We start from the raw sequence: 11,726 nt of genomic DNA, 5'->3' as shown, positions 1-11,726 counted from the left end.
GCAATAAAAAAGCGCCTGACGTATAATCAAGCGCTTATTTGCCATTGGGTATCAAGTGAAAAACCCCACTATCATGCTATCATAAAGTATTGGAAAATTTGTCCGCTTTTTTTCCACTCTTTCAATATTCGACTATCCCGTACATGGCGATGGTGAACTTATAAAGCGCCTGGTCTTTTATTTCATACACCCGCGACTTTTCATAATTCAGTTCTTCCATCAGCTTTTCGACGTGGTCTTTTGGTCTGTCTATGTAGAATCTGTCCAGGACAAGTCTTTCCGTTTTATCCAGTGAAGCAAGGCCCCTTTCGATCAGATCCAGCAGCGTTTTATTTGCCCTATACAGATATTGCAACCTTTCCTTTTCGACGATAATGTCAAGCAGGTTGTCTTCATATCTGCTGGATCCTCCTTTCACCGGAACCTTATCTGTCGCTGCTCCTTTGATGGATACGAACCTGCAGCGCAGCGCTTCCATCCGCTCCGGTATGCTTTCCAGGCTTGCTTTCAGATGGTTATATTTGCGAAGATCTTGAATTGCGCAGTCTGACCATTTCATAGTTCAACCTCACTTTCATTGCGTATTTCAGAACGGAAGTTCATCGTCGTCATCGACTTCCGTGAACCCCTCATATGCCAATCCGTAATCGGTGTCATCATTTGCCTGGCGTTTGCTGTCAGCGAAATGTACTTCTTCGGCGATGATCTCCGTTTTCTTTCTCTTTTGTCCGTTGTCGTCTTCCCAGGTCCTTGTCTGTATCGGTCCGATCACGACCACCCTGGATCCTTTGGTGAAGTATTGGCCACAGAATTCCGCTGTCTTCCTCCACGCGACTATTTCCAGGAAGTCCGTTTTGTCCTTTGCCATTCTGCGGTCCACTGCCAGGGTGAAGGTACATACTGCGACGCCTGCCTGTGTGTATCGCAGTTCCGGATCCCTGGTCAACCTCCCCATTAAAAACGCTTTGTTCAATTTTTCTCACCCCATTCAATCATTTTTTCAACGTCCTTCATCATCAGTTCCAGAAGTTTTATATAATCTTCTGGCGAAAGCGTTTTTTTCAGCATTTCGTGAATTTCCTTTACGTCCATACTGCACATCCTTTCAGAATTTCTTCCCGTGCTTATATGGGCGGTTCTTGTTGAATTCCATCTTGACCCTGATGGCCTGTTCCAGATCGATCCCGTATCTGCCGCAGGCGTCAAAGATCCTGATCACGCAGTCGGCCAGTTCGGAAGGAATTCCGCAGGGTTTCGCGAATCTGCATTTGTTCGGTCTGTCTGAACAGCAGGCGCCACATACATATTGATCATCAGGACACGCCTGTGGATTTTTGCATTCATAATATGTAACATTGGCGTCATTTCCGGCCCTGGCTTCTTCCAGCGCTTCGGAAAGTTCGCTGTGCATAAGCGCGATCACTTCACCGAAGGACTTTTCATCATCCCACCAGCCTTTTGAAACGGCCGTTTCGTGTGCTTCTTTTACCATGTCATTTATCCTCATGCTTCTTTACTCCTTTCTTTCCAGTCAGGGCATTTCACCCTTCCATGGTATGGCGGATATTCAGGAAGGATCAGCTTGTCATGTGCTATGCAACCGATAAGGCTTTCAGTTATGGATTCAAGGTTTCCACACGTTTCGCATATGCCTTCCTTTTCCCTTTTGTGTTCCTCCGCGCGTTTTCGGCATTCGTCAAGGAAAGACACAGTCTTCACTCCTTCCAATACTCTTTCAGTTTTGCACCGACTATGATCGGCCGACACCATTCCCTTTGAAAACTCTGCCACGTCCGATCCACTTCGCCTTTTTCATTCCTGTATAGCATGGCATAAGGAACGAATCCGGCCTGCATAGTCTGTATTAAGCGCCTTTCAGCTTTTTCAAAGGTATCGCCTTTATATCCGATCAATACATAACAACGCAGCGCGTGACTGGCTTTCGTGAACCCGGCGTCTAACAGCATTTTTCCAGCTTCAATAAGTGGTTCCAGGTCATCGGGTGTGTCATATGCACAGTAAAGGCGCTTTGTTTTAATTTCTTTCATAAGTTTTGCCTGCCATGGTTTCAGGATCCTTGCTTCGATCCCTCCGGTGAAAACCGGCCTTTCCGGCTGCCTTTTTAACATTTCACATACCGCGCGGAAGTGCTGTTCTGATGTTGCCAGGATATTGTCATCGCAGATATTCCAGCCGTCTTTTATTTCAAGTTCCCGAAGTCCGTTGCAGCTTTTCCATACGGAACAGAACCAGCATTTGTTCGGGCAGCCACGGCTGGTGAATGTCATACCTTTTTTCACATAAAGGCCAGGCGTGAAGTCGCCGTTCCGATCTCCGAAGGCTGGGCCACCGATCTTGACCGGAACACCAAGTCTTTCCCATGATTTCGCCAGCTTTTCGGCCTTCGGTATGTCATAGGTGAAGGTGACGCTAACGTGTACTTCGTCAACCCCCCCTGCTTTGAGAATAGAACGCGGAAGTGGACCTGTGAAAGCCAGATCGTCGTTCGGTGTTGCTTTTGTCTTTCTGGGGAATACTCTGGCTATTTTCTTGCCATCGATGATCATGCTTACACCGTCCTTCCCGCCGCTGTGTCTTCCAGTAACTGGGCCAGCAAGTCTGACGACCTCTTTATTTCCTGTGCGCGTTTTCGGCATTCTTCAAGGAAAGTCATGTCCTTTGTTCCTCCTGGATATTTACTTCATTTCCCCATACGTCCCAGCCTGGCGTTTCTGCCTTGCGAATAACTCTATCCGTGGCAGATCTCCCATAAGCTGAACAATTCTATCGCGTGTAATATCAGGCTTTTTGCTGTGTTCTTCGACCGGCGCGTCGATTATGCTGTGAACTGACTTTGATATCCGCTTCGGCTTGCCTTTTGTTGCGATGATACAAATTTCCGCGTTCGCCCTGGTCCAGTGGCCAAGGCCCCAGAACCATGTATCAGACTTTTTGTTCCTTTTAACCCAGGTGAACCCGACGGTCTTATATTTGAACCCCCAGGCTTTGATGGTTTCCAGCGCTTCGTTTAGGCATGGGTATGTGGCCCACATGAACAGAACACAGTCATCCGCTGCCAACCCCCCCACAGGAAGCCTTTTAATTTCGTCAATTTTCATGGTCTGATAATGCGATTCTGCAGTTCTGCCGCCTTCTTTTTTATTCCACACCTTATATGACCACGGCGGATCCGCATATATGATGTTGTACTTCTTATCAGGGAACGGTATCACAGGATCGCCCCCTTGAATATTACTTGCTTTCCGATGGCTTCTGCTCTTTCAATCTCCGCAGCCATTCCTGACGTAATCACTTCGCCGCACACCCAGACTTCGTCGGCCAGTTCAAGCATTTTCAGTCCTGCTGTCAATCCTTTTTCGCGATCTGTGGCTTCATCCAGGATCCCGTGCAGCATAACGTGGCTTGCGATCGGTACATGTCCGGCGGCAGCTGCAGCTTTGCAGTATGAAACAGCTTTTTTGTAGTTTTCTTCCTTGCCCTGGTATGGGCTGCATATGTAAACTATCATTGCAACACCATCCTTTCCATGGCCAGGGCCAGGGTATAGTCTGAAAAACACTGTTCGTGATACACGTCCGCTGTCAACACCACCAGGTAATCGTCCCCGTATCCGTCGTCACCGTACTGGCGGCCAGCCATTTCATTGATCCGGTCCAGCTTCTTCCTGGCGTATTCTTCGGCTGGGCCACAGTTCATTCGGGATCTGTTCTCCGATATATGCTTCAACCTTGCTTTTCAGTGTCGCGCTATCCACAAGGCCACCCCCTTACTTAACGATCCGAAGTTCCAGCCATGGGAATTTTGCTTCCCACAGCTTCTTCTTAATTTTGAAGTCCTTTGTTTCAACGCCCTTTACGTCCTCGACCCAGATCTGACCATCCTTGCCGCATATCATGAAGTCCGGCCTGTATCTGATCCCTTCTTCCAGGACGAAGCTGGGCTGTATAGTAAAGCCTATAATTTCACCTGCTGCCTGTAGCAATTTCAGTTCATTGTATCTTCTGGCTTCTGCCTTACTATCGAATACATGGCCATCGACTTCCGTTTTCTTGTTGTTGTACTTCGAAGCCTTTCCGGCCCTGGCCATATATGCGTTGTACTGTTTACCTGACCATCGTGTCACTATAACACCCCTTTCATAAACCCAGTAATTCCTGACGTTCAGCGAACTGCTTTTTCAATCCCTCACGGCGGCGGCTGTTTCCGTCAACCTTCACCGGATGGCACATTTCCAGGACGCGGTCATATATTCTCGCATATCTGATGTCAGGCGGGTTCTTTATAAGTTCAATATCAATATTTGTGGTCACTATAAGAGGAAGTCCGGATCTGTATCTGGCGTCAATGATGTTGTAAACCTGTTCAAGCATGAATTCCGACTGCGTTCCGCTCCCAGATCGTCGATGATCAGCAGCGGAAATTTCTGCAGTTCGTCCAGATAATGTTGCCGGTCCTCTGTATAAAGTGTCTGGATTTTGTTAATAATGCGGATGAAGTTAGTCATCAGCACCGGGATCCCCTTATCAATCAGGCGTTTGCGATACATGCTGCATAATAGGTCTTGCCGGTACCGACGTTCCCATATAAGAGAAGGCCCAGGTTCTTTTCCTTCATTTCCTGGAAGTTATCAGCATACCGCTTCATTGCGTCGGACAGCTTCGGGTTCTTCCTGTCGTCATTTTCGAAGGTCCAGCTTTCAAATTCAGCGTCGCTTATACCGATCTTCCGGATCTCTCTGACACGGCGTTCGAACTGTTCACGTTCCAGGCGTTCTTCTTCGGCCTTTAATTCATCCCGCCGATGTTTGCAGGTAATGGGAACGACTATGGTTTTTGATTCATCACCGGGAAGCTGCAGCCGGTACTGCTTCGGTGTGTGGCATTTACCACACACCAGCAGTCCATCTTCTCCTATATAATCGCCATCATCCATATTGGCGGCCTGAACATTTTTGGCCATGCTTTGAATAATGCTGTAAATATCGTCCACTGTGTCACCCCCATCAGAAGAATTCATCAAGATCATTCCTTCTGGGCTTTGTAACGGCAATATCACATTCGTCTTTCCACCGCTCACCGTTCAGGAATGTTGCCGGGTATGGTATGTATTGGCCGCCGTCTTTGGTCCACTGGGTTGACAGCTTCCACCTTTCAACGCCTTCAATGATTTGAAGGGTTAGTGTTTCATCGGGTTTCAGCTTATTCCAGGCTTTGACTGCGTCCTTTTTACCAACCTTTCGCGGATAAACGGCCCAGAAGCGATCGAACAGGTCCTGTTCTGGCTCTTTCTCTTTCTCTGAATCTTTACTCTTTTTCTTACTCTTGCTCTTACTCTTACTCTTACTCTGTGTTTCAGTTTTGTTGCTTGAAGTTTCTTCGGCGTTACTTGTCGTTTCATCGGTGTTACATTGTAACGCTTTTTTGATGTTTTCCCTGTATTTTCGAACCCTGGCCGTGCTGTCGGCTTCGCTGCCGACCATGTTCGGAAATCCGGTCATGAAAATCGTGCCATCTTCTTCGATTTCCATTAGGCCATAGCGCTTGAATATGTCGATGGCCTGCCTTACGATTTCCTGGTCAGTGTTTGTCACAACAGAAAGCATTTGTTCATCATAGGGGATCGCTTGACTGAAACGAAGGGCGCCATCGTGATCGATACTTTCCACCAGCATTTTCAGATAAAAGAGTACATATTCCTTGCCTTTTCCATTGTCCAGGGCTTCAATGATCCGGATGTCATGTCTTTTGAAGAAGTTCCGGTCCAGTTTCAGCCAGTAGAACCTTTTTGCTTCACTCACAAGCGATCACCCCCTTTGTTTTGGCCTCACATTATTTCGCTTTTCTTTGGCAGGCTCTGCACATTTCCTGGCCGTACTTCTTCATCGAATATTCTTTTTCAGCCTGGCTGATCGGTCCGCCACATGAAGGACAGATCATCGCCCCAGGCGCTTCCTGCTGGCCGCTGGCCGGTGTATTTTCTTCCGGTGGTTTATTAGTATTACCGGCAGACTTTGACGCGCCAGCGCGTCCTGTGCGGCCTGTGGGTGCCTTTGCTGTGCCATTGGTAGAAAATCGAACATTCCCGTTCTTGTCGGTCAACGTCAGGGAAGTGAGCACACGATCTTCTGAATACTGGATATCGGCCACCGTGAATTTGACATTGGGACTGACGCGGATGACCTGCTTTCCGCCGACATTCTCCGTGTAATATTCGTCTTCCGATAACTCAACCCATATGAAGGGCGCTGTGTAAAGTTCACGGCCGATCCCGATGTTAAAACCGGCCCGCTTGAATGCGTCGGAAGCCTGGCCTTTTTCCTTTTCTGTGTTGCTCTCGACGCCGACGTCCTGCTTCGATATCCATTCGCCAGTTTCTTTGTCGCGAATGCTGATAGTGCAGAACAGGTTCCCGTTGATCAGTTCATGGGATCTTTTCCACCCGTAGATCCCGAAGACTTCGTCCAGGATCTTCATGTCAACACGGGCGTCCTTGTAAAGAAGAAGGACCGCGCCCACGGTTCCATTCCTTGTTTTGCTGACACTCTGGACGCGGACATCAATTTCATTGGCATTAAGAAGCCGGATTTCAGGTCCTTTACTTTCGTTCACTGTTTGGCACCACCTTTTCTTTGTAATAGCTGCAGAATTCACATGCTGCGCAGTAGTCAAGGCATTTCTTGTCTTCACCAGGGCGGATCACTATTTCATCGCCGCCGTTTTCTGCCTTCCACTGTTCGGCTTCCTCCATACTGTCAAGGACACGAAGGGCGGTTTTGCGGCCTTTTTTCATGACTGCGAATTTATCGCCGGAATTGAATCTTTCGTCAGGTGTGCAGATTGGAAGTTCATCGTCCGGAAGTTTTTCCGCTGCAGCGATTTCTTCGAACCTGGCCTGCAGCCATTCTTCACATTCCTTGAAGTCATCATCAGTGAAATTGAACTTCACAACCTGAACGGGGAATTGTGGGTAATCTGACTTGATCTTTGCGTCGCGCTTACTGTGGTCTTTCAGGAAAGCCACTATCTGGCCGCCCTGGGCGTCAAAACCGATCTTTCGAAGCATTAAGCAGTATATAAGGATCTGGCGGCGCCAGTCTTCAAAGTCGCCGAATATGATCTTCCAGACGGAAGCTGTCTTATAGTCAGTGACGATCTTCGTTTCGTCATTGTAAAGGTCAAACTGGCCGGAAAGGATATAATCGCCGATCGGCACCTTGATCCTTTCTTCTTTCAGTTCGTGGCCAAGTTCCTGGTGCTTTTCCAGGATCCCGTGTACTGCAGTTCCGAACAGCAGCCACACCATGTCGGAAACATCGCGTTCGATCTCTTTGTGGTGTCTGCGTTCCAGGATGGTTTCCCGGATCCCTTTCAGAAGGGAAGTGACACGGTATTCATTCGGTTCATATACATAGTCCCGCTGCGCAAAGCTTACGAACGGGGAAGGAAGGTTCAGCTTATTTGTGATGATCATTCTGCTTTCCTCCCTTCGTATTCAGCGATCTGCTTTTCAAGATCAGCGATCTTCGCTTCCAGCTTCGATTTCAGGTCCTCATATTTCTTCTTTTCTTCCTGGTAATTACGGAACCACATGTCTTCGCTGGACTTCACGCTTGCCGGTTCTCTTTTTAACTCCTGTATTTCAATAGCCATGTCGGCGATCAATTCCTTAACCTCTTTAGGTTCATAAATGTTCATACTTAATTGTTCTGGCTGCTGCGCTTTGTGGTGATTGCGTAGCAGTCTTTTTCTTTGCGCTCAATCACGATGTAGTCTTCACCCAGAAGAAGCAGTCCCTTTATGGCCTGGCATAACTGAACGATTGACAGGTGAAGCAGCTTATTCTTCATAGCTTTCACCCCCTGATTCATTCAGTGTGGCCACGAACTCCTGGAACATGTCCCTGGCTTCCGACACAACAGCGACGATCAGAACGAACAGAAGTGGAAGCAGGTATTCGCCGCCGATTCCGAAGTAACCGCGTTCCTTGTAGGCTGCTTCGATAGCTGCAGGCACAAGGGTGAACCCTGCAAGTGCTGCGATTATGTATGCGATATTTTTCTTGAACCACCCGACAGGCTTGTCCTCTTTATAGGTCTGTCATTCTGGCGGTTCTTCTTGCCTGTACAGTGCGGGCATACATAACCGGAAGATGGGATCTTCGCCTGGCTGCTGACGTTCCAGGACTTTCCGCATTTGACGCATGTCTGACGGTTTCCTTTGTTCCTCACACATCGCACCCCCTTTGATCTTCGTCTATACCCTGGCGCCGTGTTCTCTGGCCCATTCTTTAACGGCCTGAACACTGATGGTGCCACCAGCTTCCGGAAGTGTAGCGATGAATTCAGCTTTGAACTTCTGATATAAAGGTTCTGCCTGTTCCTGACCGATCACACATGACAGGGCATTCAGGGCCAGTTCAGCAGGGCCGCTTCCTCCATATCCCCAGGCGAACCCCGTCGGGCTGTGCCTTACGATCCTGTGGGGAATGTTAGTCACCATTTCACCGTTTTCCATTCTGCAGACTATGGCCGGACCGATATTGCACGGGCCAAGCATATCCGCCTTCCTGTTGTGGTCCGTTCCTTTGTCGCCTTTATGGACCACAATTCCTTCTTTTGCTGCGCACACTTTGCCATATCCGACTTCAACATATACCGGATTTTTCAGTGTCCTTCCGCAGCGCTTACACCTTGATACTTCTGACATTTTCAACCCTCCTTGATTATTTGATAGCTTTCATCGATTGACAGGCCGGTCATGAACCTAACGCAGCCTTCCTTGAACTGCTTGTCCTCAATGGCCTTCTGGCCGATAACCTCCTTACCGATTTCCTTCCCATTTCTGCGATCAATGCTGATCCTCACGATGTCCAGCTTCATCCCTCACCATCCCTTTATTTCGTTTTTCTGGATTCTTCGAATTCGGCCAGGTCCTGCGGTGTTATGCGGTACAGCTTGCCGATCTTGATGGCCCGAAGTTTCTTTCCACGGATCCAGGCCCAGACTGTGATTACCTTGACGCCGTACTTCTGCGCGACTTCTTCGCAGGTCAGATATTTTCCCACAATTTTCCCTCCTTTACTTGATTTTTGTTCGGTTTAGTTATATAATTGTAGTGGCGAACATAAATATAACTATACCGAAACCGATGAAAAGCGAATTTCATTGGGTGTGTTTTTTATTCACTTTTGTTCGGTCACTCTCATTATAATTCGGTTTTCTTCGGTTGTCAATAGTTAAATTCTCTTTTGTTCAGTAAAATTTAGGGGGAAGAAGGATGTTTTTTGATCAAGTCCAGAAGCTATGCGCAGAAAAAGGCATATCGGTGACGAAATTGGCCGAAGAACTGGGCCTGTCATCGTCCACAACGAATGGATGGAAGAACGGTGCAGAACCGCGGCCGGCCACCCTAAAAAAAGTTGCTGATTACTTTGGCGTGACAACCGAATATTTATTGACAGGCGAAGGACCGAAGACTATTGCCACTAATATTCAGAACAGCAATGTAATTCAGAACGTACACGCACCGGTTATGATCAAGAATGGTGTCGAACGTGAACTGTCAGAACAGGAAATTGAACTGCTCCGGATCTTCAAGCAGTTGGATGTTAAAAGGCGCGTCCAGCTTATGTCCTATGCTTACAAGCTGGAAGAAGAATCGAAGTAAAGGAAGGATGGTATTATGTTTTTTAATAAGAAAAAAGGACCTGAACAACCGCAGGGCAGGGCCATGTATTATATAGGTTTACCAGGCTTCAATCAGAATTTTGCATGTGACCTTATAAAAGAAAATGACCTTCTTATCATCCGCCAAGTCAAGCCGCAGGCCCAGGCCAGCATGTCATTATCACAGATCCAGTCCATCGATGTAATTCCTGAAAACGACTTTATGACAAGATATCAGCACACCAACGCACCGGCACCGAAAGATCAGTCAGGCTTTTGGAAAATGTATATGGTCATCAATTACATAGGATCTGATGGCCTGCAGAAGATGATCGCATTCTGGGTGTCCAATTTAGAAATATCGAAGCTGAATAATTTTGTGGCTGCTATTCAAGAAAATAGTCCTGTCCAGAATTACGTCCTTTGATGGATAGCCAGGGGGTGATCCATTGAATGCCGTAATATACGCAAGATACAGCAGCGACAACCAGCGTGAAGAATCGATCGACGCCCAGGTCAGGGCCATAAAAGATTTCGCTGCCAGGGAAGGAATAAACATAATAAGGATATACGCCGATGAAGCGAAGTCGGCCACGACGGACCAGCGGCCGCAGTTCCTGGACATGATGAAGGACGCAGAAACAGGAATGTTTCAGGCCGTGATCGTCCATAAACTGGACCGGTTCAGCAGGGATCGCTTTGACAGTGCATACTATAAGCGCCATTTGAAGAAGTGCGGCGTCCGGTTGATATCGGTCCTTGAAAACCTGGATGACAGTCCCGAATCGATTATCCTGGAAAGTGTCCTGGAAGGCATGGCCGAATATTACAGCAAGAACCTTTCCCGTGAAGTAATGAAGGGCATGAAGGAAACAGCGTACCAGTGCAAGCACACCGGCGGGATCCCTCCGCTGGGTTTCGATGTCGGCCCTGATAAATCATATGTGATCAACGAATGGGAAGCAGAAGCCGTCCGGATGATCTTTGAAATGTTCGCTGATGGGAAAGGGTACAGTGCGATCATTGACGCGCTGAACGCGAAAGGCTATAAGACGAAGGCGGGAAAGTCATTCGGGAAGAATAGTATTCATGATCTGCTATCGAATGAAAAGTATATCGGTGTTTTTGTGTTCAATAAGGTTTATAACAAGATAAACGGGAAGCGGAATGGCCATAAATTGAAGCCCGATGATGAAATTATCCGGATCCCCGGAGGATGTCCGGCCATAGTTTCCCAGGAACTTTGGGAAAGGGTGAAAAAGAGATTGGAAGCCAATAAGCGCGCCAGTGGCGCATATTCTGCGAAAGCCGTGTATATTTTGTCCGGCCGTATCTTTTGCGGCAAGTGTGGCGCTGCCATGACCGGCAAGCGGGCCAGGATGGGCCGGAATAAAACCGTGTACAGTTATTATGAATGCAGCGCCAGGAAGTCGAAACGGACCTGTGATATGAAGCCGATCAATAAGGATTTCGTTGAACAGAAGGTCATCGACGCCCTTTATGATAATTTGTTCTGTGATGAAGTAATCGAATCGGCCACAGATATGATATACAATCACGCAGCTTCCCGGAATACAGAGATCCCGGAAATGATCAAGAAATATGAAAAGCAGCTTCAAACAGTGGAATTTGAGATTTCCAATATAGTGAACGCCATCGCCAAGGGCATGTTCCACGAATCAATGAAAGCGAAGATGGACGAACTGGAAGCGTCAAAGGCCCAGCTTATGATCCGGATCGAAGAAGCGAAGCTGCAGCAGCAGTCACATTCTTTGACCAGGGAACAGATATATGCTTTCCTGGCCAGGTATAGGAACATAAAAGAAATGACACCTGAACAGCAGAAGACTGCCATCCAGGTGTTCGTTGAACGTGTGACTGTATATGAAGATAAGATCGACATGGACATTTTGACGGTACAGGGAAAGGTCCTGGACCTGGTAAAAATAAAAAAACCGCCAGTGATAACACTGACAGTTCTATCGAAAGCAACATGCCGGAAAATGGCCATTCTGGCCTTTCCGGTGACAGTTGCACCTTG

At 47.6% G+C, this 11,726-nt stretch carries 23 protein-coding genes and 1 pseudogene; 3 read left to right on the top strand and 21 right to left on the bottom strand.

The window, feature by feature from the left end; translation table 11 throughout:
• Window positions 1-121 precede the first annotated feature (121 nt).
• From JCM21531_RS10940 to JCM21531_RS10860, 21 genes and pseudogenes are all read right to left on the bottom strand, one after another.
• Window positions 122-559 carry an ArpU family phage packaging/lysis transcriptional regulator gene (locus tag JCM21531_RS10940; RefSeq protein WP_038289779.1) on the bottom strand — a complete coding sequence of 146 codons (438 nt, stop codon included), beginning with the start codon at window positions 557-559 and terminating at the stop codon, window positions 122-124.
• A gap of 27 nt (window positions 560-586) precedes the next feature.
• Complete coding sequence (locus JCM21531_RS10935) at window positions 587-973, bottom strand: single-stranded DNA-binding protein (RefSeq protein WP_038289778.1); 387 nt, start codon at window positions 971-973, stop codon at window positions 587-589.
• Window positions 970-1,092, bottom strand: coding sequence for a hypothetical protein (locus tag JCM21531_RS23840; protein WP_279379043.1), 123 nt, complete (start codon window positions 1,090-1,092; stop codon window positions 970-972). Before JCM21531_RS23840 ends, JCM21531_RS10935 begins: the two co-directional genes overlap by 4 nt.
• A 13-nt stretch (window positions 1,093-1,105) precedes the next feature.
• A complete protein-coding gene (locus tag JCM21531_RS10930) occupies window positions 1,106-1,507 on the bottom strand; it encodes a nucleoside triphosphate pyrophosphohydrolase family protein (RefSeq protein ID WP_038289775.1) in 402 nt (133 codons plus the stop codon).
• Window positions 1,504-1,728, bottom strand: a complete 225-nt coding sequence (locus JCM21531_RS10925) for a hypothetical protein (protein WP_162149316.1) — start codon at window positions 1,726-1,728, stop codon at window positions 1,504-1,506. The genes JCM21531_RS10930 and JCM21531_RS10925 overlap by 4 nt, the downstream gene beginning before the upstream one ends.
• Window positions 1,716-2,567 carry a radical SAM protein gene (locus JCM21531_RS10920; RefSeq protein ID WP_038289857.1) on the bottom strand — a complete coding sequence of 284 codons (852 nt, stop codon included), beginning with the start codon at window positions 2,565-2,567 and terminating at the stop codon, window positions 1,716-1,718. Before JCM21531_RS10920 ends, JCM21531_RS10925 begins: the two co-directional genes overlap by 13 nt.
• A gap of 103 nt (window positions 2,568-2,670) precedes the next feature.
• Window positions 2,671-3,230: pseudogene (locus JCM21531_RS10915) on the bottom strand (MT-A70 family methyltransferase).
• Window positions 3,230-3,580: a DUF7768 domain-containing protein gene (locus JCM21531_RS10910; RefSeq protein ID WP_131464463.1), complete on the bottom strand. Its 351-nt coding sequence runs from the start codon at window positions 3,578-3,580 to the stop codon at window positions 3,230-3,232. Before JCM21531_RS10910 ends, JCM21531_RS10915 begins: the two are co-directional and overlap by 1 nt.
• 207 nt (window positions 3,581-3,787) lie before the next feature.
• Window positions 3,788-4,108, bottom strand: a complete 321-nt coding sequence (locus JCM21531_RS10905) for a DUF1064 domain-containing protein (RefSeq protein ID WP_038289853.1) — start codon at window positions 4,106-4,108, stop codon at window positions 3,788-3,790.
• A 49-nt stretch (window positions 4,109-4,157) separates the two neighbouring features.
• Window positions 4,158-4,391: a P-loop NTPase family protein gene (locus JCM21531_RS21940; protein WP_054847079.1), complete on the bottom strand. Its 234-nt coding sequence runs from the start codon at window positions 4,389-4,391 to the stop codon at window positions 4,158-4,160.
• A 157-nt stretch (window positions 4,392-4,548) separates the two neighbouring features.
• On the bottom strand, window positions 4,549-5,010 hold the full coding sequence (locus JCM21531_RS21935; RefSeq protein ID WP_243467559.1) for a P-loop NTPase family protein: 462 nt from the start codon (window positions 5,008-5,010) through the stop codon (window positions 4,549-4,551).
• Window positions 5,011-5,023: 13 nt separating this feature from the next.
• Window positions 5,024-5,818, bottom strand: a complete 795-nt coding sequence (locus JCM21531_RS17815; RefSeq protein ID WP_054847077.1) for a phage replisome organizer N-terminal domain-containing protein — start codon at window positions 5,816-5,818, stop codon at window positions 5,024-5,026.
• Between the two features lie 31 nt (window positions 5,819-5,849).
• A complete protein-coding gene (locus JCM21531_RS10885) occupies window positions 5,850-6,629 on the bottom strand; it encodes a Rad52/Rad22 family DNA repair protein (RefSeq protein WP_054847076.1) in 780 nt (259 codons plus the stop codon).
• Window positions 6,616-7,491: a PD-(D/E)XK nuclease family protein gene (locus JCM21531_RS10880; protein WP_038289769.1), complete on the bottom strand. Its 876-nt coding sequence runs from the start codon at window positions 7,489-7,491 to the stop codon at window positions 6,616-6,618. Before JCM21531_RS10880 ends, JCM21531_RS10885 begins: the two co-directional genes overlap by 14 nt.
• Window positions 7,488-7,715: a hypothetical protein gene (locus tag JCM21531_RS10875; RefSeq protein WP_038289766.1), complete on the bottom strand. Its 228-nt coding sequence runs from the start codon at window positions 7,713-7,715 to the stop codon at window positions 7,488-7,490. Before JCM21531_RS10875 ends, JCM21531_RS10880 begins: the two co-directional genes overlap by 4 nt.
• A gap of 2 nt (window positions 7,716-7,717) precedes the next feature.
• Window positions 7,718-7,867 carry a hypothetical protein gene (locus JCM21531_RS18960; RefSeq protein WP_162149315.1) on the bottom strand — a complete coding sequence of 50 codons (150 nt, stop codon included), beginning with the start codon at window positions 7,865-7,867 and terminating at the stop codon, window positions 7,718-7,720.
• The gene (locus JCM21531_RS18955; protein ID WP_157833672.1) at window positions 7,857-8,033 is read right to left on the bottom strand and encodes a hypothetical protein; all 177 of its coding nucleotides are present in this window, start codon (window positions 8,031-8,033) and stop codon (window positions 7,857-7,859) included. Before JCM21531_RS18955 ends, JCM21531_RS18960 begins: the two co-directional genes overlap by 11 nt.
• 26 nt (window positions 8,034-8,059) lie before the next feature.
• Entirely contained in the window at window positions 8,060-8,248 is a 189-nt protein-coding gene (locus JCM21531_RS10870) for a hypothetical protein (protein ID WP_038289763.1), read from the bottom strand.
• A 25-nt stretch (window positions 8,249-8,273) separates the two neighbouring features.
• A complete protein-coding gene (locus JCM21531_RS21930) occupies window positions 8,274-8,726 on the bottom strand; it encodes a DUF6166 domain-containing protein (protein WP_243467558.1) in 453 nt (150 codons plus the stop codon).
• 2 nt (window positions 8,727-8,728) lie between these two features.
• Window positions 8,729-8,899: a hypothetical protein gene (locus JCM21531_RS18950; RefSeq protein ID WP_157833671.1), complete on the bottom strand. Its 171-nt coding sequence runs from the start codon at window positions 8,897-8,899 to the stop codon at window positions 8,729-8,731.
• 14 nt (window positions 8,900-8,913) lie between these two features.
• Window positions 8,914-9,084: a helix-turn-helix domain-containing protein gene (locus tag JCM21531_RS10860; RefSeq protein ID WP_038289761.1), complete on the bottom strand. Its 171-nt coding sequence runs from the start codon at window positions 9,082-9,084 to the stop codon at window positions 8,914-8,916.
• 212 nt (window positions 9,085-9,296) lie between these two features.
• Between JCM21531_RS10860 and JCM21531_RS17810 the strand changes: the two genes are divergently transcribed.
• The 3 genes from JCM21531_RS17810 to JCM21531_RS10845 form a co-directional block, all read left to right on the top strand.
• Window positions 9,297-9,686 carry a helix-turn-helix domain-containing protein gene (locus JCM21531_RS17810; RefSeq protein WP_054847075.1) on the top strand — a complete coding sequence of 130 codons (390 nt, stop codon included), beginning with the start codon at window positions 9,297-9,299 and terminating at the stop codon, window positions 9,684-9,686.
• 15 nt (window positions 9,687-9,701) lie between these two features.
• The gene (locus tag JCM21531_RS10850; RefSeq protein WP_038289758.1) at window positions 9,702-10,112 is read left to right on the top strand and encodes a hypothetical protein; all 411 of its coding nucleotides are present in this window, start codon (window positions 9,702-9,704) and stop codon (window positions 10,110-10,112) included.
• A 22-nt stretch (window positions 10,113-10,134) separates the two neighbouring features.
• Window positions 10,135-11,726, top strand: a 1,592-nt coding sequence (locus JCM21531_RS10845) for a recombinase family protein (protein ID WP_131464460.1), incomplete at its 3' end; no start/stop codon positions are given.

This window comes from Acetivibrio straminisolvens JCM 21531 (assembly GCF_000521465.1).
Taxonomy (GTDB): domain Bacteria; phylum Bacillota; class Clostridia; order Acetivibrionales; family Acetivibrionaceae; genus Hungateiclostridium; species Hungateiclostridium straminisolvens.
The sequence above is the reverse complement of the archived record's forward strand: the minus strand, read 5'-3'. Positions and strand labels throughout refer to the sequence as shown.

Excerpts from the sequence above, each read along its gene's own strand:
- JCM21531_RS18960 (WP_162149315.1), bottom strand. The coding sequence starts at position 7,867 with ATGAAGAATAAGCTGCTTCACCTGTCAATCGTTCAGTTATGCCAGGCC.
- JCM21531_RS17810 (WP_054847075.1), top strand. The coding sequence starts at position 9,297 with ATGTTTTTTGATCAAGTCCAGAAGCTATGCGCAGAAAAAGGCATATCG.
- JCM21531_RS10940 (WP_038289779.1), bottom strand. The coding sequence starts at position 559 with ATGAAATGGTCAGACTGCGCAATTCAAGATCTTCGCAAATATAACCAT.
- JCM21531_RS21930 (WP_243467558.1), bottom strand. The coding sequence starts at position 8,726 with ATGTCAGAAGTATCAAGGTGTAAGCGCTGCGGAAGGACACTGAAAAAT.
- JCM21531_RS21940 (WP_054847079.1), bottom strand. The coding sequence starts at position 4,391 with ATGCTTGAACAGGTTTACAACATCATTGACGCCAGATACAGATCCGGA.
- JCM21531_RS10875 (WP_038289766.1), bottom strand. The coding sequence starts at position 7,715 with ATGAACATTTATGAACCTAAAGAGGTTAAGGAATTGATCGCCGACATG.
- JCM21531_RS23840 (WP_279379043.1), bottom strand. The coding sequence starts at position 1,092 with ATGGACGTAAAGGAAATTCACGAAATGCTGAAAAAAACGCTTTCGCCA.
- JCM21531_RS10880 (WP_038289769.1), bottom strand. The coding sequence starts at position 7,491 with ATGATCATCACAAATAAGCTGAACCTTCCTTCCCCGTTCGTAAGCTTT.
- JCM21531_RS10905 (WP_038289853.1), bottom strand. The coding sequence starts at position 4,108 with ATGGCCAGGGCCGGAAAGGCTTCGAAGTACAACAACAAGAAAACGGAA.
- JCM21531_RS10920 (WP_038289857.1), bottom strand. The coding sequence starts at position 2,567 with ATGATCATCGATGGCAAGAAAATAGCCAGAGTATTCCCCAGAAAGACA.
- JCM21531_RS10930 (WP_038289775.1), bottom strand. The coding sequence starts at position 1,507 with ATGAGGATAAATGACATGGTAAAAGAAGCACACGAAACGGCCGTTTCA.
- JCM21531_RS18950 (WP_157833671.1), bottom strand. The coding sequence starts at position 8,899 with ATGAAGCTGGACATCGTGAGGATCAGCATTGATCGCAGAAATGGGAAG.
- JCM21531_RS10850 (WP_038289758.1), top strand. The coding sequence starts at position 9,702 with ATGTTTTTTAATAAGAAAAAAGGACCTGAACAACCGCAGGGCAGGGCC.